This window comes from Rhodococcus sp. NPDC059968, from assembly GCF_042738615.1.
Classification (GTDB): domain Bacteria; phylum Actinomycetota; class Actinomycetes; order Mycobacteriales; family Mycobacteriaceae; genus Rhodococcus_F.
The window spans coordinates 73,697-98,293 of sequence record NZ_JBHWUE010000016.1; the positions used below are offsets into that span (position 1 = coordinate 73,697).

16 protein-coding genes and 1 pseudogene are annotated in these 24,597 nt (G+C 64.1%); 7 read left to right on the forward strand and 10 right to left on the reverse strand.

Features of this window, described 5'->3' with window-relative positions; translation table 11 throughout:
- Nucleotides 1-87: 87 nt before the first annotated feature.
- The 4 genes from ACFWAY_RS16205 to ACFWAY_RS16220 are packed head-to-tail and all read right to left on the reverse strand — an operon-like array spanning nt 88 to nt 5,166.
- A complete protein-coding gene (locus tag ACFWAY_RS16205; protein ID WP_378511237.1) occupies nt 88-1,713 on the reverse strand; it encodes a dipeptide ABC transporter ATP-binding protein in 1,626 nt (541 codons plus the stop codon).
- On the reverse strand, nt 1,710-2,561 hold the full coding sequence (locus ACFWAY_RS16210) for an ABC transporter permease (protein WP_378511238.1): 852 nt from the start codon (nt 2,559-2,561) through the stop codon (nt 1,710-1,712). The genes ACFWAY_RS16205 and ACFWAY_RS16210 overlap by 4 nt, the downstream gene beginning before the upstream one ends.
- Nucleotides 2,558-3,559 carry an ABC transporter permease gene (locus tag ACFWAY_RS16215; RefSeq protein WP_378511239.1) on the reverse strand — a complete coding sequence of 334 codons (1,002 nt, stop codon included), beginning with the start codon at nt 3,557-3,559 and terminating at the stop codon, nt 2,558-2,560. The genes ACFWAY_RS16210 and ACFWAY_RS16215 overlap by 4 nt, the downstream gene beginning before the upstream one ends.
- On the reverse strand, nt 3,556-5,166 hold the full coding sequence (locus ACFWAY_RS16220; RefSeq protein ID WP_378511240.1) for an ABC transporter substrate-binding protein: 1,611 nt from the start codon (nt 5,164-5,166) through the stop codon (nt 3,556-3,558). The genes ACFWAY_RS16215 and ACFWAY_RS16220 overlap by 4 nt, the downstream gene beginning before the upstream one ends.
- Nucleotides 5,167-5,567: 401 nt before the next feature.
- Between ACFWAY_RS16220 and ACFWAY_RS16225 the strand changes: the two genes are divergently transcribed.
- The 5 genes and pseudogenes from ACFWAY_RS16225 to ACFWAY_RS16245 form a co-directional block, all read left to right on the forward strand.
- Nucleotides 5,568-6,521, forward strand: coding sequence for an LLM class flavin-dependent oxidoreductase (locus ACFWAY_RS16225; RefSeq protein WP_378511241.1), 954 nt, complete (start codon nt 5,568-5,570; stop codon nt 6,519-6,521).
- Between the two features lie 11 nt (nt 6,522-6,532).
- Nucleotides 6,533-7,870: an LLM class flavin-dependent oxidoreductase gene (locus ACFWAY_RS16230; protein ID WP_378511242.1), complete on the forward strand. Its 1,338-nt coding sequence runs from the start codon at nt 6,533-6,535 to the stop codon at nt 7,868-7,870.
- 350 nt (nt 7,871-8,220) lie between these two features.
- Nucleotides 8,221-9,084 (forward strand): aldo/keto reductase, encoded by an 864-nt coding sequence (locus ACFWAY_RS16235; RefSeq protein WP_378511243.1) that lies wholly within the window; start codon nt 8,221-8,223, stop codon nt 9,082-9,084.
- A gap of 769 nt (nt 9,085-9,853) precedes the next feature.
- Nucleotides 9,854-11,116 carry an ATP-binding protein gene (locus ACFWAY_RS16240; protein WP_378511244.1) on the forward strand — a complete coding sequence of 421 codons (1,263 nt, stop codon included), beginning with the start codon at nt 9,854-9,856 and terminating at the stop codon, nt 11,114-11,116.
- 356 nt (nt 11,117-11,472) lie between these two features.
- Nucleotides 11,473-11,646, forward strand: a pseudogene (locus ACFWAY_RS16245) (IS110 family transposase); the annotation flags it as partial.
- 545 nt (nt 11,647-12,191) lie between these two features.
- Here the strand turns inward: ACFWAY_RS16245 and ACFWAY_RS16250 are convergent.
- From ACFWAY_RS16250 to ACFWAY_RS16270, 5 genes are all read right to left on the reverse strand, one after another.
- Complete coding sequence (locus tag ACFWAY_RS16250) at nt 12,192-12,446, reverse strand: hypothetical protein (protein WP_378511245.1); 255 nt, start codon at nt 12,444-12,446, stop codon at nt 12,192-12,194.
- 755 nt (nt 12,447-13,201) lie between these two features.
- Nucleotides 13,202-14,632: a M20/M25/M40 family metallo-hydrolase gene (locus ACFWAY_RS16255; protein ID WP_378511277.1), complete on the reverse strand. Its 1,431-nt coding sequence runs from the start codon at nt 14,630-14,632 to the stop codon at nt 13,202-13,204.
- A gap of 386 nt (nt 14,633-15,018) precedes the next feature.
- Nucleotides 15,019-16,725: a tannase/feruloyl esterase family alpha/beta hydrolase gene (locus tag ACFWAY_RS16260; protein WP_378511246.1), complete on the reverse strand. Its 1,707-nt coding sequence runs from the start codon at nt 16,723-16,725 to the stop codon at nt 15,019-15,021.
- Between the two features lie 288 nt (nt 16,726-17,013).
- Nucleotides 17,014-18,375, reverse strand: a complete 1,362-nt coding sequence (locus ACFWAY_RS16265) for a serine hydrolase domain-containing protein (RefSeq protein WP_378511247.1) — start codon at nt 18,373-18,375, stop codon at nt 17,014-17,016.
- 175 nt (nt 18,376-18,550) lie between these two features.
- Nucleotides 18,551-19,513 carry a LysR family transcriptional regulator gene (locus ACFWAY_RS16270; protein ID WP_378511248.1) on the reverse strand — a complete coding sequence of 321 codons (963 nt, stop codon included), beginning with the start codon at nt 19,511-19,513 and terminating at the stop codon, nt 18,551-18,553.
- 117 nt (nt 19,514-19,630) lie between these two features.
- On the opposite strand from ACFWAY_RS16270, the gene ACFWAY_RS16275 reads away from it, so the two are divergent.
- Together ACFWAY_RS16275 and ACFWAY_RS16280 are read left to right on the forward strand one after the other, a co-directional pair.
- Nucleotides 19,631-21,004: an MFS transporter gene (locus tag ACFWAY_RS16275; protein WP_378511249.1), complete on the forward strand. Its 1,374-nt coding sequence runs from the start codon at nt 19,631-19,633 to the stop codon at nt 21,002-21,004.
- A complete protein-coding gene (locus ACFWAY_RS16280; RefSeq protein ID WP_378511250.1) occupies nt 21,001-21,855 on the forward strand; it encodes a 3-hydroxybutyrate dehydrogenase in 855 nt (284 codons plus the stop codon). Before ACFWAY_RS16275 ends, ACFWAY_RS16280 begins: the two co-directional genes overlap by 4 nt.
- An 846-nt stretch (nt 21,856-22,701) precedes the next feature.
- On the opposite strand, the gene ACFWAY_RS16285 is transcribed toward ACFWAY_RS16280, so the two are convergent.
- Complete coding sequence (locus tag ACFWAY_RS16285) at nt 22,702-24,024, reverse strand: aspartate aminotransferase family protein (RefSeq protein WP_378511251.1); 1,323 nt, start codon at nt 24,022-24,024, stop codon at nt 22,702-22,704.
- Nucleotides 24,025-24,597 lie beyond the last annotated feature (573 nt).

Here is a 24,597-nt window from a genome sequence, read left to right on the forward strand (position 1 = left end):
ACCGCGGACTGAATTCTGCAGTGCCCCAGGCGCCGATCCGGCGAAGCCCGGTATCCCAACAATCGACCGTCTGTGCGGTCGCTGTGACTAGGCGACGGCGATCGAGGGCGATGCCAGGCGAGGAATCGCGTCGAGCAGTGCGCGAGTGTAGGGGTGCTCAGGTCGCTCGAAGACCTGGTCGGCGTCGCCGTGTTCGACGATGACGCCGTCCTTCATGACAAGGATGCGGTCGCTCATGTGGTGGATGACACCAAGGTCGTGGGAGATGAACAACAGGGCGACCCCGGTGCGGGCCTGCAAGGTGGTCAGCAGGTCCAGCACGTGTGCCTGGACGGAGACGTCGAGTGCGGAGACGGGTTCGTCGCAGACGATCACCGATGGTCGACCGGCGAGGGCCCGGGCGATGGCGACGCGTTGGCGTTGCCCACCGGACAGCCGTATCGGTGTCCGGTTGCGCACCGAGGAGGGCAGCTGCACTTGGCTGAGGAGTTCGGTGATGCGCTCCTCGCGCTCGAGCCGGGGCACGGCGGCGGCACCGAGGGCGTCGTCAAGGATCCGCCCGACGCTCCAGCGGGGGTCGAAGGAGCTGAGTGGGTCCTGGTAGATCACCGAGATCTCATGGCGTCGGCCGCGTTTGTCGCGTTCGGACAGCGACGACCATGGTGTTCCGTTCAGCTCCACTGTCCCCGAGTCCGGTTGCAACAGACCGAGCACCATGCGGGCGGTGGTGGTCTTGCCCGATCCGGATTCCCCGACGATGCCCAGCGTGGTCCCCGCGGCCAGTTCGAAGGCGACGTCGTGGACGCCGATGGGCTTGTCGTCGCCGTGGGTGGAGAAGATCTTCCGCAATCCGCGGACAGCGAGCGCGGGGGGTGCCCCGGGGGCCGGGGGAGCTGCGGGGGCGAGCGGGGTGCGGTCTACCAGCAGGGTGCCTTTGGAGGCGCTCGACGGAATCGAGTCCAGCAGCGTTCGAGTGTAGGGGTGGTGCGGCTGACTCAGGACATCGGCGGTATCGCCGGATTCTACGATTTCACCGGCGCGCATCACGGCGACGCGGTCGGCGATCTGTGCGACCACCGACAGGTCGTGGCTGATCAGGATGATCGCTTTGCCGCGTCGCTTGGCTGCGGCGAGTACGTCGAGGATGTGTGCTGCGACGGTCGCGTCCAATGCGGTGGTCGGCTCGTCGGCGATCAGCAGGGGCGGGTCGAGGGCCAGTGCCGCGGCAATGAGCGCACGTTGCCGCAGTCCACCGGACAACTGATCGGTCCGTTGCTGCGAGCGCAGTTCGGGCTGTGGCACGCCTGTCAGCTGGAGTAACTCCAACACTCGGGCGCGTCGGCGTGTGCGTGGTCCGTAGCCGTGGGCCGACAATGCTTCCTCGATTTCGCGGCCGACCGGCCGTAGCGGATCGAGCGAGACGAGAGCGTCCTGCAGGACGAAGCCGATGTCTTTGCCGCGCAGTTTCTTCCATTCCCGCTCACTCTTGGGCAGCAACGATTCGCCGCGAAATTCCACGGCGTCGGCGGCGACGGTGGAGCCGGGTCCGGTGAGACCGATCAGCGTGCGTGCGGTGACTGATTTTCCGGATCCGGATTCGCCCACGATTGCCAGGCACTCGCCGGGGTGAACGGTGAACGAAACGTCATGCACCACGGGCTGGTCTCCGAAGCTGATGTGCAGGTTCTGCACCCGCAACAGCGGTTCGGTCATGATTGTCCTTCCAGACGTCGTTCGATGTGGCGACCGAGCGTGGTCGCGGCAAGGGCGATCGCGACGATTACCAGGCCGGGGAACACTTCGAGCCACCAGGCGTGGGTGATGAATGTTCGGCCGGCGTTGAGCAGGGCGCCCCATTCCGGCGCGGGCGGCGGCACCCCGAGGCCGAGGAATGACAGTCCGGAGGCCCACACGATGGTTTGGCCGACGCCGAGTGTCGCGATGATCACCATGGGGCGCATCGCGTTGGGGACGAGGTGCTGGCGGAACACCCGTAATCGGGAATGCCCGAGCGCGCCGGCGGCCTCGATGTAGGGGGAGCCGCGCACGGTGAGGACTTGACCGCGGATGATGCGGGCGTAGCCAGGGGCGGCGCCGATCCCTACAGCGATGATCAGCATTGCGCGGCCTTGGCCGAAAACGCTGAGCAGCAGCAGTGCCAGCAGGATCGTCGGGAACGCGAACAGCACCTCGACGAACCGGTTGACGACCGCGGCGACGGGTTTCGGTGCCAAGGCGGAGGTGAATCCGAGGAGCGCGGCGATCGCCAGCCCGACCGCGGTGGCGCCGAGCCCGATGAGCAGCGAGTCCCGCGTACCGTGGACGACCCGGGCGTAGAGGTCGCGGCCCGAGAGATCGGTGCCGAAGGGATGCTGCCACGACGGCGGGGACAGCACCGTGTCGAGATCGACAGCGACCGGGTCGCCGGCCAGGAAATCCGGCACGAGGGCGGCCGACACCGCGACCGCCAGGACCGCGGCAGCGAGCAGGACTACCGCCGGTGGTCGGGTGATGCGGGTTCGAGTGCTCTCGGTGTGGGTTCGGGTGCTCACGGTGCTCATGACGTGGAGATCCTTGGGTCGACAACGGTGTACACGACATCCACCACCAGGTTCGCGATCACGTAGACCGCGGCGATGACGATGACGATGCCGCTGACCAGCGGCGCATCCCGTGATTGCGCGGCGGTGACCAAGGTTTGTCCGATACCGGCGCGGGCGAAGATCGTTTCGGTGATGACGGCGCCGCCGAACAGTGCGCCCATCGCCCATCCGGAGATGCTGAGCGCGGGGATCAGCGAGTGGCGCAGCACATGCCGGAACCGGGTGGCGGTGTCACCGAGTCCACGCGCCCGTGCCGACAGCACGTGTGGTTGTTCGAGCGCGCGGGTGAATTCCGCTCTTGTCACCTGGCCGAGGAAGCCGGCCAGCGGGATCGCGAGGGTCAGAGCGGGTAGCACCAGACCTTTGAGGCTGTCGCCGCCTTCCACGGGGAACCAGCCGAGGTTGATCGCGAACACCACTAGCAGGATGATCCCGAGCCAGTAGTGGGGTACGCCGGCGGCGACGGTCTCCGCTAGGCTGGACAGTCCCCCCAGCGGGCCGGGCCGGCCGGCGCTGAGCACGGTCGCCGCGATCACGATCAGCCAGGCCGCCACCAGCGCGGTGACGGTCAACGCGAGGGTGGGTGCGATCTGGTCGAGGATTACCGCAGCCACCGGCCGCTGCAGCTGGTACGAGGTGCCCAGGTCACCGCGCAGGATCCCACCGAGATAATGCAGGTACTGGCGGGCCAGCGGATCGGTGAACCCGAATTTCTCATTGACCGGCGCCACTTCCTCCGGTGTCCGTTGGCGGCTCTGGCCGGACGCGAGATTGAGCAGCAGTGTTGCGCGGTCGCCCGGCGCCAGCGCCTGGAGCAGGAACGTCGCAGTGGCCGCCGCCCACAGCACCACGACTGCGCCGACGATCTTGTTGATCCACGATTTGGCGGCGTGTGGGCGCCGACGCCGTCGTGGCGTCGGCAGCAGGGTAGCGGCGGCGGCGTCGGTGGTGGTCATTGGACGAACCTCGCGTCGGCGAAGATCGGCCCGCCCAGGGTCTTCTCTAACCACACATCGTGCAGGCGTGGTGTCACCGCGAGTGAGGTGGTCTGGGCGTACAGTCCGAGCGCGAGGGCCTGGTCGGAGACGATGCGTTGGGCGGCAGCATAATTGCGGTTCCTGTCGACGGGATCTGTGGCGGCGTTGCCACTTTCGATGGCCCGCTGCAACAGCGGGTCGTTGTAGTACGCGATGTTGCTGGTGTTCGGGTTGGGGCCCAGCCGCTGCCGCCACGGGATGGACAGCAGGGCCGCGGTCGGGCTGACCCAATAGGCAAGTGTCGCGTTGTAGGCGTCGGCGGCCGAGTATTTCCCGCCGAACCATTCGCTTTGGGTGGCCGGCACCAAGCGCACGTCGAAACCGACCTGCCGCGCCTGGACTGCGAGGTCCTGCAAGACGGCCTCGCCTTCCGGGCCTACGACGGCCCCGGCCGGGTAGATCAGTGAAACCTGCAACGGTGCACCGTCTTTGAGTCGGATTCCTTGCTCATCGCGCCCAGTCCAGCCGGCCTCGTCGAGCAGTGCTTGCGCTCGCGCCGGATCGTAATGGTAGGCGTCGTCGAGGGTGGGATCGTAATCGGTGGTGGCCGGGCTGAGCGCCCCGTTGGGGGTGTAGGGCACCACCCCGAGGAACGCGCCCTGCACCGCGGCGCGGCGGTCGGCCGACCACGCGAACGCCTGCCGTACCCGGATGTCGTCGAACGGCGCGTGCGTGACATTGAGGGTGACGGTGTTGGGGCGCCCGCCGATGACGAACTGGCGCACCTGGAACCTCTCGGCCGCATCAGCCCAATTCACCGCCGGGACATTGTAAATGACGTCTGAGGAGCCGCTGGTCAGCGAGCCGTATCGCAGCACCGGATCCTTCAAGAATTTCCAGATCAGCTTCTTCACATACGGCGGACCCTGATGACGTGCATTCGCGGGTGCGGAGTTGTAGTTCGGATTGCGGACGAAGGTGATCGCCTTGTTCCGCTCCCACTTCTCCAAGATGAACGGTCCCGACCCGATGGGCGCCGTGCAATTGGCCTGCGGGCCGCGCGCCAAGGCCGTCGGCGACTGGATCCCGAACCAGGGTTGGGAGACCACGGTCAGAAGCGGCTCGTACGCGGACTCGAGCTCCAGCCGGAAGGTGAAGTCGTCGACGACCTGACCAGAAGCGAAATACGGGCCCAGATAACCGACGACCGAGCTGTTTTGGGTGCGGGGGTCGAGGTTGTAGTCGAAGTTGTATTTGACCGCGGCCGCATCGAGGCGGGTGCCATCGGTGAACGTGACGTCCTGACGGAGGTGGAAGGTGTAGCTACGGCGATCCGGGGAGATCTCCCAGGTGGTCGCCAGCCACGGCACGACGGTACCGTCGTCGGCCAGTGATACCAGGCTGTCCAGATACTGCCGATCCAGATACGCGTTATGGATCCACCCGCCATTCGCGCACGGCGGCTCCTGCTCGTGACCGTATTCGATGACCCCGTCATCGACTGGATCTCCCGCCGCCGCAGGGACGCCAGTTGCGCGTCCGTCTCCGCTGCGTGGCCCGGCGCACGCTGCTGTGGTGGTCACCATTGCCAGAATTGTCGCCACTATGAGGGCTATTCGATTTACTGCTTTTACGTTCGACATCGCGGGGGTGAGCGTACGCGAGAAATATCGGCTGCCCAGCTCCTACGATCATGATGATTTAAACGAGGGGCCCCTGGAGCGCTGTACGATCGGAGTCGCGTATTATTCGGTGCGGCAAGCGTGTTGGATAAGTGGGTCGACGCGTGCGGTAGATCACACATATGCGTTTGAGGCGGGAGCGCTCCCGTCCACTTCGTCGTTTATCGTGACCGGCAAATTATACTGATTTTCCGCCCTCGGGGTGGAAATGGCGGCCCTGCTCATGTGAGTTCTGCGCCCGACGCGGCATTTCTGGCTGGGACGGATCGATGAGCCGCTGACGAACTTTGAAAGAGAGATGGGACATGACCACCCTGGTTCTGGGTGTCGAAATTCCGGATGATCAACTTGCCCACGCGGTGGGCAACGGCTTCGACCGGGTGCCCGAACTGCTCGATGAGGCTGGGATCGGTTACGTCGTGCTCGGCGCCGATCGCGGTACATACGCCGCGGCGTCGGTGAGCCCGCTGCTCGTCGGCACCGTCTTCGCGCGCCGTACTTACGGACTCGGTATCGTCGCCGCCGCCTCCCCGCAACGTGACCACCCGTACAACATCGCCCGCCGCACCGCATCCCTCGATCACATCTCGGGTGGGCGGGCAGGCTGGCTGGCTATCCGCAGCGACCAGAGCATCGTCCTCGGCGCGCCCGAACACGGGACCTGGGCAGAGCCTACCGCACTACCCGGAGCGTCACTTTTAGCCGATGCCACCGCCGCGGTGCGCGCGTTGTGGCGGACATGGCCCATCGAATCGCTCACCCTCGATGCCCCGTCCCCCCGCCCGCCGCAGGCCGAGGTGCGTTACGCCGACCACGCCGGAGTATTCGCGACGACCGGCCCTTTGAACGTGCCGACGACACCGCAGGGGGAGCCGGTCGTGTTCTGGAACTACCGGACCGGCGAGTCCGAGGCCGCCGGCGTGGCCGACGTCGCGGTGGTAACCGCCTCTGACCATGCCTCTGCGGCAACCGAACTGCCGGCCACCGTGACCGCGCATGTGCGAGTCGACGGCCGCCAACCCGACTTGCTGTCCCTGGTCAAGGAACTGGCAGCCGCCCCGGCCGCCGTGTCTGGCGTGCTGGTCCGGGTCGACATCGCTGACCTTCACAATTTCGTCGAGCACATCCTGCCCGAACTGGTGGGAACCGACCTGGTCCGAACGCGCACCACCCGGCAAACACTGCGCGAGTACCTCGATATCACGCGGCGCAGCGAACTTGAACCACAGCGTCTACGCCCGGTTTTCGCGCCGGTGTGAAGGAGAATCTCATGACCGGCGACCACGTCATCCTCAACGCCAACATCCTCGACCTGGGAATCAGCCCGGCCGCCTGGCAATTGTCCGAACTGCCCAAGACTTCCATCGCCAGCGGTGACTATTTCGCCGACATCGGACGCCTCGCGGAACGAGGCACCCTCGACGCGGTGTTCCTCGCCGACAATCCATCGATGTCCGTCGACCCACTCGGCAAAACCTTCTATCGCGACAACCGGTCACTCGAACCCACCACCATCCTGGCCACCATCGCCGCGGCCACCAGCCGGATCGGGCTCATCGGCACCCTGTCCACCACCTACAATGACCCCGTCGAGCTCGCCGAACGCACCCTGGCTCTCGACCACCTCAGCGGCGGCCGCGCCGCCTGGAACGCGGTCACCACCGCCAGTGCGGGTGCCGGCGCCAACTTCGGGCTGCCCGCCAACCCGGACCGTTCATCGCGTTACCGGCGCGCCGACGAATTCGTCGATGTGGTGCTGTCGCTGTGGCAGGCGGCCATCGACGGCCGCGAGATCACCCACCGCGGCGAATTCTTCGAATTCAACGGCCGACTACCGCTGGACGGCTCACCACAGGGCCATCCCCTGATCGTCCAGGCCGGTGGCTCACCCGCAGGACGAGAACTCGCCGGCCGCACCGCCAACGCCGTCTTCACCGCGGAAACCACCCTCGCAGCCGGCACCGAACACTACGAACACGTCAAACAGATCGCCCAACGCCACGGCCGCGCCCGCAGCGACATCGCCATCCTGCCGGGACTGATCACCGTCATCGGCAGCACCCACGCCGAGGCGGTCGAGCGCTACGAAACCGCACGCGAACTGCAGGAACCCAACCAAGAACTCACCGTCCTCGGCCGACAACTAGGCCACGACCTCAGCGGCTACCCGATCGACGAACCCTTCCCGCAAGACGCCCTGACCGACCCCGACAACCCGAACACATTCGCCGCGTCACTCGGCTTCCGTGAATCGATCGTCCGCGGCATCGGCGAACGCCTCATCGCCCAAGGACGCCGCTATACCCTGCGAGAGGCGATGCGCGAATTCGGCGCCGGCGGGCACCGCCGCATCATCGGCACCCCCGAACAAGTAGCCGACACCATCGAGGAATGGTTCCGCGCCGGCGCGGCCGACGGGTTCAACATCATGCCCGACGCCTTCCCGTCCGGGCTGGAAATCTTCGTCGACGAAGTCGTGCCGATCCTGCGGCGCCGCGGCCTATTCCGACACGAATACACCGAGACGACACTGCGCGCGCGGTGGAACCGGTGGACGACAAGCCTGTCGCCGGGCCCCCGAACGGCCAGTGCTCGGCAGGGCGTGTGATTCCGACCGGGACCGTGGTGGTACTTGCTCTCCCGGCCAACCTTTCCTTGTGCCGCAACGTCCGCCGACGCACCTGGACGGTGTGGATTCGTCCTCCTCGCCACGGCCAGGAATCCTCGCGATCGGCACCCACAGGACGGCCACCCACCGATTATCGGCCGCCGGTGCAGGGCCAGACCCGCCCCCATCATTGCCGCGACCACCACACGGCCCTGCGGTCACGCAGAACCAGCGCATTGGAGGCGCACCCAGCCCGATCAACCACAGTATCGATCGACCAGGATCGTCCGCCGTGTCGAAACCCAAAAAACAAGAACGACTTTCCCCCCACGACCCGAGGTAACTAGCACATGACAACCGCACAACCCGCCACCGCATCCGGCACACACCTCCTCGGCGGTGATCTGCCTATCCGCCGGCTCGGCTACGGTGCCATGCAGATCACCGGCCCAGGCGTATGGGGCGACCCGTCTGATCCCGACCAAGCCGTCCGTGTCCTGCGCCGAGCCCTCGAACTCGGAGTGAACTTCATCGACACCGCCGACTCCTACGGCCCGTTCGTCAGTGAACAGCTGATCCGAAAAGCATTGCACCCCTACCCCGATGACCTCGTCATCGCCACGAAGGCCGGGCAAACCCGCTCGGGGCCCGCCGACTGGCAGCCGCTCGGCCGACCTCAGTACCTGCGTCAACAACTGCACCTGAGCCTGCGCCACCTCGGCGTCGACCACATCGACCTCTACCAACTGCACCGCATAGACCCGGACGTGCCACTCGCCGACCAACTCGGTGCCTTGCGTGAACTGCAGCAGGAAGGCAAAATCCGGCACATCGGAGTCTCCGAGGTCACCGTAGACCAGCTGAAGCAGGCAGCTGAACTGGTGGAGATCGTGTCAGTGCAGAACCTGTACAACCTCGCCAACCGAAAGGCCGAGGACGTGCTGGAACACGCGGTAGCAAACAACATCGCATTCATCCCGTGGTTCCCCATCGCCACCGGTGAACTCGCCCGGCCGGGCGGTCCGCTCGACGCAGCCGCGAAAGAACACGCGGCAACCCCGGCTCAACTAGCGCTCGCCTGGCTGCTGCGCCGCTCCCCAGTAGTGGTGCCGATCCCCGGCACCGCCCGTGTTGCACATGTGGAGGAAAACATCGCCGCAAGCGAGATCAAGCTTACCGACGACGAATTCGCTGCCTTGTCGGCTGCGATCTGAGCGCCTCACTCAGTTCTGTGCTGCCCGCCTCACGGAACACCGCCGACGACAGTGCAGGAATACCATCCGCCGTGGCTCTTGATCGACTTCCGGTCGAGAAAGCCCGGCCCCGATCGCACGCAGGGCACGGCCCGGCCGATCGCACAGACGAAGGCGGCGATGTCGAGGAAACCTGATCGACTTCGGTGTTCTCGTCGATCCGTTGATGAACACGCACCGAGGCGACGGTTGTCGGGTCGTGGTCGTGAGCACGGCTCGTCGGCGATGTCGAGCTGTGCGAGGCGTCGGCCGATCCGCAGATCGCCCGCGCGGTGGTGACGACGCCGTTGGCGTGCAGATTCGGGACGACAGCACCCGCACCCCAACCTGAACGAATCGGGCAAGGGGGTCCGGAATGTGGCTGCGCCAGGAGCGGCCGGGCGGCATCGACGACCAGGACGACCCCGGCGCGCAGGGGAGAGCAGGTCGAGTGCGTCGCTGCCAAGTAGGCGGTCGCCGCATACCGTGGGCCGTTCACTCTGAGTCCGTGATGATTTGCGGCTACGCCTCGGTTCATGGAACGCAGGTCCACTGCCTATCGATTTCCAGTGATTTCTGGATGTGTCCTTCCGGTAGATGCCCGAGAGTGGTAGGGAGGGCGGTTCGGCCGTTGAGGGGTGACTGACGTGCGTGTGGGGTTTATGCTCGTTGGCCAGCGCCTACGGATTCCTGCGTGGCGGAGCTCGGAGTCGACGGTGCGCATTGGCTGGCGAGTGTTGGGAGGCCTTCGATGGAGGGTTGGGCTATTCGCGATTTCGTGCGCGAAGATCTGGAATCGGTTGTGCGACTTAATGCGAGTTCGCCGTCGACCTCTGAACGCCCGGTGTTCGCGATGTCGGACATGGTGGCCGGTTTGCTGGGCCGGCACCCGGCGGTGGTGGCGGTGGCCGGTGATCGGGTGATCGGTGCCGCGGTCAGCCGGGTGGATGAGGATCGGGCGTGGATCCTCCGGATCTCCCTCGATCCCGATTGGCGGGGGCTGGGGTTGGGGAGCGCCCTGATTTCCGAGCTCGAGTACCGGTTGCTGGCGAAGGGCGTGCGGCGGCTCAGCGCCCTGTTGCCGGACGGGGAGACCGGTGCGGCAGCGTTGACCAATTCCGGATTCACCGCGCGGGCGGGCATCACCTATTACGAGAAGGTCGGGACGGTGTCCCCGCGGACCGCGGGAGTGTTGGCCCGGCTCGGTGGGGCGGTGCCGCCGGCGGGGTTGTGGAAACAGGTCGCCGGGATGGCGAAGGAGAAGACGCTGATCGAGCGGCGGATCGTGCTTCCGCTGTCCCGGTCGGTGCTCGCGGCCGAGCACGGGGTGACACCGCCGCGGGCGGTGGTGCTGTTCGGGCCGCCGGGCACGGGCAAGACCACCTTCGCGCGGGCGATCGCGAGCCGGCTGGGGTGGCCGTTCGTGGAGTTGTTTCCGTCGCGGTTGTCCTCGAACGGGGACGGTCTCGCGGCCGGGATCGGCGAGATGTTCGGGTCGATGTCCGAGCTCAATCACGTGGTGGTCTTCATCGACGAGGTGGAGGAGGTGGCGGCCCGGCGCCGGCCGGGGTCGGAGTCGGTGGGGGTGGTGAACGAGTTGCTGAAGTCGATCGTCGGTTTTCGGGAGCGGGCGGGCCGGTTGCTGGTGTGTGCGACGAATTCGGTGCGTGATCTCGACGAGGCGTTTTTGCGGCATGGTCGGTTCGATTATGTGTTGCCGATCGGGGCCCCGGATGCGCAGGCGCGGTATGCGTTGTGGGAGCGGTATCTGGTGGGGGAGCAGGTCGACGTTTCCGCGTTGGTGGTTGCCTCGGACGGATTTACTCCTGCTGATGTGGCGCATGCGGCGCGGATGGTGGCGCAGACAATATTTGAGTGCAGTATCGACACGGGCGGACGGTGTCATGCCAGCACCGAGGATTATCTGGGGGTGATTGGTGCGATGCGCCCGACGTTGACCCCGGACATGCTCGACGCGTTCACCGTGGACATCGATCGCTTCGCCCGGAGCTAGAGCCGCAATAGAGGGTTGGCTCCGGGCGCCGACCGTATTGCGCAGAAGGCTTTCAAGCCGACCGACAGTTGCTGACTCTCCCAATGGCTGCCGGTTCGAGGTTCCGACACTGACTCCATGTCGGGGCCTGGAAGTCGTCACTCCCCGCGGCAGAACGAGTTCGAAGTCGAATCGTGTGGGCGCCTCAGCGGAATTGATGACGATCAGAATGGCCCACCGGATAGGTGTCCGTGACAATCGATAAGCTGGGCACGGAGAGTATTGTGACACTCTTCCCCCGCCAGGACTGACGCTTGCCGCCGGCAAGGGTGTGCCGCAGGGTTTGAGCGTCGATCTCCCGTCGGTCGCCGCCACTGTCGCCCGCTGCGCCGGGTGATGTAGATGTCCGCGCTCACCGCGATCCGCTGCGACCCTGGCTCTCGCGCCTACTACCAACGCAACGAGACCCAGGCAATCGCTCGGTCCAGGCAACCATCTGTCTGGCACGTACTGGTGTCCTCTACGCCCTCATCCGAGACAACCGAACCTAGCAACCCGACGTACCGCCCAACGTCCCCGCGGCGGTTTGACACGATCAATATGAGTTCTTTCTGTTATGGGCGTGAGGAATTGGTGCAGATAGGCTGCCTATGCGTTTTCCTCTGCCATCCCGTCATCGGCATTGCGGTGGGACGCGTGTCATTATTTGGTCCTATATTCCGGGGTGGAGCCTCTCTATCGTCTTCGACGGGGGGCATAGTTGAGCGCAATCTCGGCTATAACGCTGTGCTGGCGAGACTGGACCGTCCGCGTTACCTCGCGATGTATCACAGCATGCTTGAGTCATTGATCACGCGGCGCTGATGCTCGACCGTGGTGCGGTTGTCGACTGCGGGATCGACGAGACCATTGCGATGATGGCAGGAATTGACAGACAGATACGGCGCCCGGCTCCACGTGGTCGAATAGTGGATCCCATGAGTTACGAGTGGAATCCGCGCGTTCCTATCGGATGACGAGCGGTCAGCAGTCTCGGCGACCCTGGACTCCTACTCAGTGGCGTCTCCTCAAACACCAACGCATATGGTTGTTGCGATCAGGAAGATCCGGTCGCTCGGATGGGAGCTCGATCAAATGCTGCGATCGCGGACAACCCGTAGATGTGCTCGCGAGAAGTGGCACCGTTCTGAAGGAGGGCCAGCTGGCTTTTCGCGGCAGCGCGAAGCCGGCGGTGGTAGTCCTCGATATCGATGGCGAACGCGGCAGCAACGTGTTCCGAAGCGGGCCCTCCGAGGGGCTCCCAGAGAAGCGCGAAGTCGAGGATGTCGGTGTCGCGATGGCTGTGCCACATTTTCTCCTGCTTGCGTTGCCTATTCTGGATTCTGGGCAATGGGTCTGTGGGACCGCCGGTTGGCGGGGCCTTCCACCTAGCCGAAACGTCGAGGGAATTACCGAACCCGTCGGGAACTGTTGGGTTGTGGGCGGCGCGAGTATGCGTTCGCTAACCTCCGTATCTCTTCTTGGGAGCAATTCGATTCGGGGATGACCTGCCACAAACGCTCGATGAACCGGCCGGTGGTCATTCCGAAGTGGACAAGGGTCTCCTCCTCGGTAGCACCTCCGTATGGAGCCCAGATGCGGGCGAATTCGATGAGGCGCTCTGCCTCGGTGTCAGGATGTTTGGGTTTGTGGTGGGCGTCGTCCCACGCGGCGCGTCGTCGTTGGCGCCATCGGCGGTACTCACGAGAGTTCATGGAATTTTCACACCCTCAATATCGGGCCGCCTGAGAGACCTGCGGAAATCCGATCGCGGTGCGGGTTCCCGTTGAAGCAGATCCGGCCGAAGGCGGGCCACGATTCGGGCGCCGAAGCGCTGCGGATCGGCTCGTGGAGAACCTCGACCCCGCCGGGATGCTGGAGGAGCGAGTTCCAGAGGTCCGTGCACATCGATGTGCGTCGAACCGATATCGGACTTCGTCCGCCGCCGCCGACGATCTGTCGGCCGTCGGCGGCAGCCTTTCGATCACAATGATTGATTCATTTTGGTGGAGACACCGTCTACACCGTGGTCTGGCTGACCCGAATTTTGTAGACGCTGAGCGGCGCTCACGCACCGTCGGTGTACTTCTTCACAAGTTCGTAGAGGAAGTCACGTGAGTCGTAGAGCGACTGCACGCGGACCCGTTCGTTGAGGCCGTGGATGTGGCTCTCGCCGGGTTGCTCGAAGAGCCCGTTGAGTCCGTACACCGGGGTGTCGCCGAACTGGGCCGCGTCGGTCCCCCACGGTGACATCTGGGGTACCAGCGGGATCCCTGGCCAGATCGTCGCTGCGACCTCTTTGATGGGGTCGATGACAGCCGGTGCAAGAGGCGGTGCCTTGGCAATGTCGGTAGAGAACGGGTCTGTGGGGGTGACCGAGATCTTGGGATCTGCCACGGCTTTGACGATGGCGTCCTGGACGTCCTGAGGGTTGCTGCCCGGCAGCATACGGCAGTTCACGTTAGCCGTTGCGTTCTGCGGTAACGCATTGTTGGCGTGGCCGCCATCGAACTTGGTGGCCACGCAGGTGGTTCGCATCATCCCGTTGGACAGCGGATCTTGAGCTACAGTTGCCGCCGCGACAGCATCGTTGGGATTGGCGGCGAGGGCACGCATGGCGTCCCCGACCTCACCGGGGACAAGTGGGGCCTGTCCGGCGAAGTACGCCGTCGTGGTCTCGTTGAGCTGGACTGGGAACGGTGCGGCCGCCAGTCGGTCCAGCCCGGCCCCGAGGGCGACGATGGGGTTGTAGGGGCGGGGCTGGCTGCTGTGGCCGCCCTCGTCGGTCGCTGCAAGAGTGAAGTCCTGGTAGACCTTCTGCCCTGCTTCGACCGCCAAGAATACTGGTTTGGCGTCAGCGTCGAGCTTTCCGAAAGCACCTTCGTTCAAAACGAAATCCACATCGACCAGGTCGGGACGATTCTCATGCAGCCATTTCGCACCGTTCACGGTGCCGCCACCCTCCTCGCCGCAGGTCAGGGCGATGCGGATGGGCTTCTTGGGTTTGAAGCCCTCCTGGCGGTATCGGATCAGGCTGTCCACCCAAATAGCGGCCATTTGCTTGTCGTCCTCTGCGCCGCGCGCAATGAAGTAGCCGTTCTCCTCGACGAGCTTGAATGGGTCGCGGCCCCAATCCTCAGCCTTGGCTTCGACCACGTCGATGTGGGCGAGCAACAGGATCGGCTTGGCCGCTGGATCGGATCCCTGCAGCGTGGCAACCAGCCCTCCGTCCTTTGGGTGATCTTCTGGGACGAACTGCACGAGATCGTCTTCCGGATATCCCGCCGCTTTGAGTCGATCAGCCATCTTCGTCGCCGCCTCCGTGCAGTTGCCGGCGGACGCGGTGGTGTTGGTTTCGATCAACTCTCGGTATATGTCCCGGAACGCGCCAAGATCGTCACCGGCTGACGGTGCGCCACTGGACTGTGCCGGAGTATCCGTCGTGTCCGAGCCACACCCAGCCAGAGCCACCGTCGCGGTGGCCGCCACAGCAAAGATCTTGAAGAGTGGGCCTGGCCCACCGCCGGAAGGCCGTTTTCGTTGAGAATCAGGGTGAAGCGCCGTAGGAAGCCCGCGTCGTGGCCTTCTCAGGGCCCGAGCGTTGGCGGCCAACTCGACCTTGGGAAAACTCATCGGACACTCCTTGCTATGGCGTGGATCATTTAGTACAGAAAATTTGGCTTCAGTTAAGAATCGCAGATTTCAGTCCTCGGGATGACCGGGCGTGAGGCTGTGCATGTCTTCATCACCTAATTCCAGGGCAGAGCAACCAATCGTCCCGAGACCGACTGGCCCACCGCGATTCAGGTCTCTAGCCAATTCGGCAGACCCGGTCCAGCCGGTCGTTCTGTTCCCGGGGCCGAACGCTACGTGCTGCGCCGCTGTCAGGGTGCGGTGACGCAGGTGAAGTTGTTGGCCTGGTTCACGTCACCGGTGCCGTTGTACTTCGGCCAGGCCGGGTATTCACACAGGGGGCGGGTGCGGTTGTTTCCTTCGGCCGTGGTGTCGGATGCCACCTGGCTTTGTGGGGCCTGGTCGTTTTCGACCCAGTTATCCAGAGCCGCAGCCCAATCCCATAGGGGGTTGAACGCGACGGCCTTGGTCCAGTGGTCAAAGCCCGGAACCAGATACAGGCGAGCGAAATCGTTCACTGCTTCCGATCCCATGGTGGCCTGTACCCGATTGAAGTAGTCCACGGTGGACCGGTAGCTGACAATCTGGTCCGACGTCCCGTGGACTATCAGCATCTTGCCGCCTGCTGTGGCGAACGCGTTCAGGTCGGGGTTGTTGATGTCCTGGCGCTCGGTCAGTTCGCTGATCCGTTGCTGCCACTGTCCGGGGTTTTGCGGGTCTACGGTCAGCGCGTTGTATTTCGCGTCTTGGGTGACGAAGTTGCGGATCCACTGCTCCCAGAACCTCATATAGAATCCACTGCCGCTGGATGTGGGGTTGGCCGGTGGCTTCGAGCCGATGTCTTCCTTCGGGTCCCGCATCTCCATCCCGGACAAGAACGGGAAGCCCGGGTATCCGGTTTCTCCGCTGGCGAGCGGGTAGTTCACCTTCAGCGAGCCGTCCGCGGCAATGAGGGCATTGACCTGTACGTCGGACAGGCAGGTGTCGCCGGTATCGGTGCCGTCGGGGCAGCGCAGAACGTGCGGGTCGTAATGGCAGCCGCCAGGGTTGGAAATGAGGCCATCGGAGGCTCCGTCGTTGCCGTCGCAGGCGTCCATGACAGCGTTGTAGATCAGTGTCTGCTTAGCCGGGTTCGGCCACGCACCCGGCTGGGAGAATACGTTGGTCAGCCGACCGAATTCGAGGTCGAGGGAGGCACCGTTCCAGGCCGGGGCCATAGACACCACCCCGTCGAAGTCGGTGGGCCATTGCTGCGCGACCTGCAGCGCTTCCCGTCCGCCGGTGGAGCCGCCGACGAAATAGATGCGCTCCGGTGTCTTGCCGTAGCGCGCGTTCATCAAAAACACTGCAGCATCATGTGTCTTTTTCAGAGCATCGCCGGTGTAGTTGTCGATCGTCTCCTTGTTGCCGTCGAGCGCGAATGAACCGTCCAGACCGTGGCCGTCAATCGAACGCCCGACATGACCGGAATCACTGCCGAAGGTCACATATCCCCGAGTGATCAGAGGCGTGCCGCCGTCCCACCAAGATCCGCCGACCACTCGCTCGGTTCCGTTGTAGCCGCCGCCTCCGAGCATCCACGCTTTGTTGTTCCAGTTCGTGGGCAGCCCAATCGTCATTGTGATGTTCTGCGCGTTCGGATCCACGGGTTTCAGGGCCGCTTGTACCTCGCAGTATTCAGCGGTCGCCGTTTCGCCGGTGCCCTCCGCCGACACCAGCTGTGCTCGTGCGACATACCCGCCGCTGGTCGGCAACCCGATGGCTGAGGCCGGGATGCTGGTGCCCGCCAGGTCGGTACACGAGCTTGCATCACTGGCTTGGTCGCTGGTTTGCGACGTGTCCGTGCCGCACGCGGACAGTGCGGCCGCGGCGAGGATAAGTCCTGCTGCGGCGAGTGCGGCGAGTGCGGCGGCTCGGCGGCCCGGAGTTCGGGGGCCGGTGGTGGATATGGTGGACATTTCAGGTACTCCTTCGTAACCATTCAGTACCTCCGTAAACGGATGTGTCTCACTGAACTCGGGGAAAATGTGTGTGTACTCAGATGCAGAACTCGGGTAACGAATCGGTGCCGGAGTCGCCAGCTCGAGAATGCGACGTGACCGGCCTACAAAGTTCGGACAGCCAAGACCCTCCGGTCGTGCCGCACAAGGGAACCTCGAGATGCCGAATCGGCCACCCCGCGGCCGTCGGCTTCGAATTCTCGTAAGGGGCCTTGTGCCAACGGGACCGGTTCCGCGGGAACGCAATCAACGTAGTGCGTTGACCACCCCGTCGAGCACCACAAAGAACTCGTCATCGCGCCCTTGCTTGTTCGGCCAGGCGCTCCACAGCACAGCCGCCACGCGCTCCGACGGGTTGATGTAGAGCCTCTGCCCTCCGTGACCCATTCCCATGAAGGTCGGCGCGGGTCCACGCGCACCGACCACGCCCGGCGGAAAACACCACCAGTAGTAGCCGTAGCCGTAGTGGTCTGGATCGTCGGGGTACATATCGTATTGAGTGATCGGCGATTGGGGTTTGCCGGCCTCGTCCCGCCACCCCTTCGGCAGGACTCCCTCAGGGGGCGTCATAATGAACTGTCCCAAGCGGCCGTAATCGCGCAGTGTGGCCTGGAAGCAACTTCCGCCCAACTCGCGGCCGCCGGGATTGTCGAGCATCCAGTAGCCGTCAGCTTCCATGCCAGCGGGGCGCCAGATCTTCTCCGACAGGTAGTCGCTGACTGTCTTCCCGGTCGCGTTCGCCAAGAGTGTGGAGGCTACGTAGGCCTCGCCGGTGGAGTAGTTGAAGACGGTGCCCGGTGCCGCTGCCCGCGGGCGGGTTCGCATGAGTTCCATCACTGCGCTGGGGTCGTTGCCGTACACCCCGTTGAACATCCGTGCGATGTCGTTGTCGCCGTATGGGTCGTTGGCACCGTCCTCGACCCATTTGACGCCCGAGACCATTTGGAGCACTTGCCGGATCGTGTTGTCCTTGTAGGCGCTGTCCTTCAATTCGGGAACATACTGCGGGATCGGGTCGTCGAGGCTGCCGATCGCGCCGTCGACCAAGGCCGCCCCGATCAACGTTGCAGTAACGGACTTAGCGATGGACATCGACGTCCACCGCGACGTTTCAGTGTTACCCATCGCGTACTGCTCGTGGACGATCGCGCCGTCCTTGAGTACCAGTAGGCCGCTGATCCGGTTGTCGGCCACGAAGCTGTCGAGGGTGCGTTCGGTCCCCTTGTAGGTGTAGCGCAGGCCGTTCAGTGACTTTCCGCTCCCAGGTAGCGGGCTGGTGCGGTTCGGATCCCGGGGAATGACGCGTGTTCCCAGCTTTTGACGGTCGATGTTGCGGTAGGTCGCGGCCTGATTCGCCATAGTGGGGTCGAGGCAATTGTCAGCGATCGGCTCTAGGCCTGGTACCACGCTAGCGCTCTGTGATGCGGGGCTGGAGGACGCGTTGGTGCCGCAGGCGGCGAGAGCGCCGGCGGCGAATAGCCCGCCCGCGGTGACGAGCGCGGACCGCCGGTTCATAACGTAGTGGCGGTCGGTGTCACGGTTGTTCATGGCGTGGTATTCCTCCTCATGGCCATACCACTTCCTTGTGATATGGACCGCGAACGTCATCTCTTGTGATGCGACTCACTTGCGGGGCGCCTGACAAATACTCGTGCTCACCGACCGCAAGTTCAATAACTAGTTCCGCACCCTCGATCTGCGATTTTGCAGACGTAAAACCGTCTTTTTGGGTGGCGATGTGCGCGTACGTGCGTTCCGTATCTGTCGGCAGGGACGCGACAGGTCAGGTCGACGACTGGATCGGCTCGGGTGTCGCGGTGGTCCCGGGATCGGAGCCGTGTCGTGAGGCGGACTGCCCGAGGAGTTGTGCGCGCATGGTGTGCACGCGCTCACGTAGTGCGGTTGCGACTGCGATGACCTCGCGTCGACGTGCGGCCTCGGGGCGTACGACCATCCAGTATTCGAGGTCTTCCCACACATCATCGGCCAGTACACGGATCAGGTCGGGGCAGTCGTCGGCGAGGAAGCAGGGGAGCAGGCCCAGGCCGGCGCCTGCACGGGTCGCCTCGACATGGATCAGGACGTTGGTCGAGTTGAGTCGGTCCGTCATCTGGGTCAGCTGGAGCCTGGCGGAGTCGAGGTCGTCGACGGTGAGCATCGATTCGATGAAGTACACCAGGGGTTGGCCGACGAGGTCGCTGCGTTCATTCGGGATTCCTGCGGCGGCGAGGTAGTCGGACGAGCCGTACAGGCCCAACCGGTACTTGCCGAGCAGTATCGGCTCGACTCGGAAGGTGTTCGGCCTACCGACCACCACTTCGATGTCGATACCCGAGTACGTCGAGGGGGCTCGCCGGGTGACGGTGATGAGATCGACTGAGAACAACGGATTTTCGTGTCCGAGTGCGGCCACGACGGGGACGACGATGCGGGCGCTGAATCCGTCGGTCGCCGCGATCCGCACAGTGCCGTGCAGGGCGTCGGTAGATTCGCTGTGCAACCCGGCCAGTGTCGACTCGATCTGTTCGGCGGCCCGCAGGGCGGTTTTGCCGAGGTCGGTCGGCTCCCAGCCGCTGGGACCGCGAGCGAGCAGCGGTCCCCCCAGTGTCTGCTCGAGTGCGGTGATGCGGCGGGAGGCGGTGGTGTGGTTGATCTCGAGCAGGTCGGCTGCGGCTGTGTAGCGGCCGGTCCGGGCTACGGCGAGCAGTGTGATCAGGCTGCTGGCGTCGAGACGATCAATGTGCATGAACGCAGATTGTATGGGCAAAGTTGGTTATTGCGTGTGCTTTTTCCTTCAGTGAGACTTCGGGTGAGCGTGGTGCACATCACTTTGACGGTGTGCTGTGACAACAGGAGTCCACAAATGGTCAAGCAAGACGAGTTCGCCGCGGGTCCCACGGGGCTACGCAAGATCGTGGCTGCCTCGATGGCGGGAACGGTCGTCGAGTGGTACGAGTTCTTCCTCTACGGGATCGCCGCCACCGTGGTCTTCAACAAGGTCTTCTTCCCGGCCGGCGGAAGTGAGTACGACGCGATCATCGCGGCGTTCGTCACCTATGCGGTCGGCTTCGCGGCCCGCCCAATCGGCGGGATCGTCTTCGGCTACTTCGGTGACCGGCTCGGCCGCAAACACCTGCTGCAGATTTCGATCATGATGATCGGCGTCGCGACCTTCCTGATGGGCTGCCTGCCGACCTTCGGCCAGATCGGCTACTGGGCTCCGGCGCTGTTGGTGCTGCTGCGCTTCGTCCAGGGCTTCGCGGTCGGCGGAGAATGGGGCGGCGCGGTGCTGCTGGTGGCCGAGCAGTGCCCCGACCGGTCCCGCGGCTTCTGGGCGTCCTGGCCGCAGGCCGGGGTGCCCGGCGGAAATCTGGCGGCCACCGTCGTGCTGTTGATCCTGACCAACACCCTCTCCGACGCGGCGTTCCTCAGCTGGGGTTGGCGGATCGCGTTCTTCCTCTCCGCGGTGATCGTGCTCGTCGGGTACTACATCCGGACACAGGTCGACGAGTCTCCGCTGTTCATCGAGGCGCAGCAGGAGGCCAAGCGGGAGCAGCAGGTGTCCTACGGGGCGCTCGAGGTGGTCAAGCGCTACCCGCGGGGCGTGCTCTCGGCCATGGGGCTGCGGTTCGGCGAGAACATCATGTACTACCTGGTCGTCACGTTCTCGATCACCTACCTCAAGACCGTCGTGAAAATGGACACTGCATCGATCCTGGCCTGGCTACTGATCGCGCACGTGGTGCACTTGATTGTGATGCCGATGTTCGGTTCGATCGCCGATCGCGTGGGCAGGCGACCGGTGTACTTCACCGGGGCCGCCCTGAGCGCCACCTGGGGTTTCTTCGCCTTCACCCTGTTCGACACCGGCCGCGCCGTCTTCGTCGTCCTCGCCGTCACCCTGGGGTTGGTGTTCCACGCGATGATGTACGCCCCGCAACCGGCGATCATGGCCGAATCGTTCCCGACCCGCATGCGCTACTCGGGGGTCTCGCTCGCGGCGCAGGTGACCTCGATCGCGGCCGGCTCACTCGCCCCGATCATCGCCACCAATCTACTCAAGAACTACCACTCCGCGACCCCGATCGCGGTGTATCTGGCGATCGCGTGCACGGTGAGCTTCGTGGCGGTGTTGTTCGTCCGGGAGACCCGAGGAATCAGCCTGTCCACCATGGATGCAGCCGACCGCCACAATGACCGGGATGACCGGGATGAGGTCATGCAGGTGGCGCGATGACGATCCGACCCACACCAATGGCAAGTACCGGGCTGGCCCTGGCGCAGCGATTGGACCCCGACGACGCCCAACCCACCACCGCCACCCTCGGGGTCGCCGAACGCAATGGAGGCCCGACCGGTCGGCACGTGCTGGTCACCGGAGCCGGAGGCGGCATCGGGGCCGCGGTCGCCGAGCGACTGGCCAGCGCCGGCGCCGAGGTCACCGTCGCCGATCTCGACGGCGACGCCGCAGCCACGGTGGCCGAGCGTATCGGCGGCAAGGCCTGGCAGGTGGACCTGACCGACACCGGCGCCCTGGCCGAGCTCACCCTGGATGTCGACATCCTGATCAACAACGCGGGAATACAGCACCTGAGCCCGATCGAGAGCTTCGACCCCGCACACTTCCGCCGCATCACCACCCTCATGCTCGAAGCGCCGTTTCTGCTTACCCGCGCCGCACTACGGGGGATGTACGAGCGCGGATTCGGGCGGATCGTGCACATCTCCTCGGTGCACGGATTGCGGGCGTCGAAGTACAAAGCCGCCTACGTCGCCGCCAAACACGGCATCGAAGGCCTGTCGAAGGTGACCGCACTCGAAGGCGGCGAACACGGTGTGACTAGCAACTGCGTCAATCCCGGCTACGTCCGGACCGCGCTCGTCTCCGCTCAGATCTCCGAACAGGCTCGGGCACACGAGATCTCGGAGGAACGGGTCACAGAAGACGTGTTTCTGGCGCGCACCGCGATCAAGAGACTGATCGAGCCGGCCGAGGTCGCCGAGCTCGTGGCGTTCCTGACCTCGGACGCTGCGGCGATGGTAACCGGAGCTGCGTACACGATGGACGGCGGCTGGACCGCCGGGTGAAAGTCCAGGGGCGGGAGCGTTCTTCGCAGCGTGTTTCTGCCCGGGTCGGGGTGTGCTGCATGTTCCGGTGAGCATCGGACTGTATCTGTCTTGTGGAGGTTTGTTCGGAGGTTCGCTAGAACCCGGTAGTACCGGAGGGCTTGCGCACCGAACTCCTACGGGTTCATCGTGACGTATGACCGAATATCCGGGAAACCGCGACGGTTTGAATATGGGTGACCGCGTCAAGGTGTACCGATGCCACCTCGGAGTCCGTGTCATCGTGAGCATCAGACGGGGTGATCGAGTCGGTGCGCGACGGCGTTCCCGGTAGGTTCCCCTTCCATGCCCGCGCTCTCGCGTTTGGTCCCAGTCGAGCCTTGACCCCAGTAAGAAATGGTCCTGAACAGCGGAGATGACACCGTCCCCTCGCGTAAGCTACGGCCGGAAGTGGAACCCCGCCATCCCGCGGCGCGGGGAGGCGGGGTTCCCATCGACGGTCCCGAGTCGGGTCCAGTCGGACCGTCGAAGTGTGGGCGGCCTCGCCAGCCGCTGGGGGTTTGGCTGGCGAGGTCGGAGCACCAGGCCGCCGCGTTGCCGCCGGACGGCGGTCAGTGCGCGGAAATCATATGACACGGCCCTGAACCGATCGAGAAGGTGTGATGTGGGTTACGACAGGTATTTTCACGCCGCTGGCCGCGACGTCTGGGTACCTATCCGTATACGAGAATCCGCAATGTGCGCGCTGGATCTGTGAATTGGGCTGTGGCGGAATCTGCAGGTCTCATCCGCTGTACGGTGCCGGGCGGATGTTCTCCAGGCAGCGGGCGATCGCAACGCGTTGCACTTCTGCAACCAGTGTCGTATTCAAGCGCGCTGTACTTCCGACCAGGCTTGGCCGACCGCTGCTTCAGTCAGGGTGAGGAGTTCGTTGGTAAGGTCCTCGTCGAGAAGAAGGCCCGGCTTGAACTGCAGCACACTCGGATCGAGAGCGGCGAACTTTGCGTACACGCCAGCTGCATACATATGCTTCATGACGATCTTTGCGCCATTAGGTTGGGCAAACTTCAGCCCGATCACGAGGCCGTTCTGGCGGACTTCGAGTAGCCAGTCGGAGTAGCGGTCCTGAATAGCAACCAAGCCGGCGGTCATCGCCTCGGCGAGCTGAACCACCGATTCCCGAGTTGAGGTGCGCGTCGTGATTTCAAGGGTTTTCAGCGCCGCGATGCACCCGATTTCGGCGCCTCCGAAGGTCGATATGTGGCCGAACCCGTTTTCGTCGAGCCATGCGGAGGTTTTCTGGTTCAGGAGAACCGCCGAGATCGGGTAGATACCTCCCGAGAAGCCTTTTGCACTGACGATTATGTCGGGGGTGACTCCGTAACCGGAGATCGCCCAGAGGCGACCGGTACGCATCATGCCCGTTTGAACTTCATCAGCGATATAGAGGGAGCCGAACTGTTCGCAGAGAGATTTTACCGCTGGAAGGTAGCCCGGATCGGGTAGGGGAAAGCCGTATGTTGCTGGGATGGTCTCCAGAATGACTGCGGCGACGTCCTCGCGTTCGAGCGTGGTCCGCATTGCGTTGATGTCGTTGAACGGCACCTGGACGAATTCGTCAGGTCGATCAGCCAGGAACATCTGCGAGTAGCGTGGATCGCCGGTCGCAACTGCCAGGCCTGTGTGACCGTGATAGGCGTTCCTGATCGAGACGACCTTGCGGCGTCCAGTTGCGTGTCGCGCCGATTTCAACGCAATATCGACGGCTTCGCCACCGCCGCTACCGAAAGCGACCTTTGATACCGCCATCTCGGTGGCGTCGATCAGGGCTTCGGCGAGGGCTGTACGTGCCACGGACGGGAACTGATGGCTACCGATATCGAAGTACTCGAGCCCGTCGACAACAGCGGCGATGATCTCAGGGTTTCTGTGGCCCAGGTTGTAGATGCCACCGTTAAGGCTGACATCGATGAGTCGGTGTCCGTCAATGTCGAACATGAAGTATCCATGGCGACGACCGATTATCAGGGGCACTCCGGCATCGATCCAGAATCGGGTCTTGTCGGGATTCCAGTGGCTGATGGATTTTGCGACCACGTCCTGCTTCGACGAGAAGCCGAATCGTCGAAGGTATTCCGCGTCCGTCCCTTCCGTGTTTGACGTGCCAGGCCGGTGCTGCGCGTTGGTCATGACGGTTTCCTCAAGGTGTGGTGATGATCTTTGTCGTACTGGGCGAGCCGCCGTTAGTGGCCGCAATCTGTGGCACCATCGCGGTCCGGGCAGGTAGCTCTCCGGCACCGTGCCGGTGGGGAGCTCAGGGGATGTCTCCACCGCGAAATAGTGCACAATATGGCATCGAACCGACTCCTGGATCCCGAGTCGGCAGCGCGGATGTCATCGGCTGTGGACAGACCATGACGATCCTCGCCGCACCAGAGGAGCTCATCATTAATCCCGACCCGCAGAGAGATGCCACCGTTCTCGATGTCACGTTCCGTCGGTGCGTCGATACTCCGGCGGATTCGAGATCGGAGTGCCCCAGATTCTCCTTGGTGTTCCCAGTTACGCAGCCAAGCGCGTTGTGTGCCGATCGGTGGAGGCGTCATCACGTTGTGTTCACTCTCGGCCTCGCGGCGCCAACGCAATCATGCCGCGCCGTGCTCGATGGAGGGCGTAGTCGCTGTCCGATGCCGGCTGTTGCACGACAGCCCGAATTCCGATGAACAGCTGCCCGCAGCGGCGATTCGGCCATTGAAGCCGATC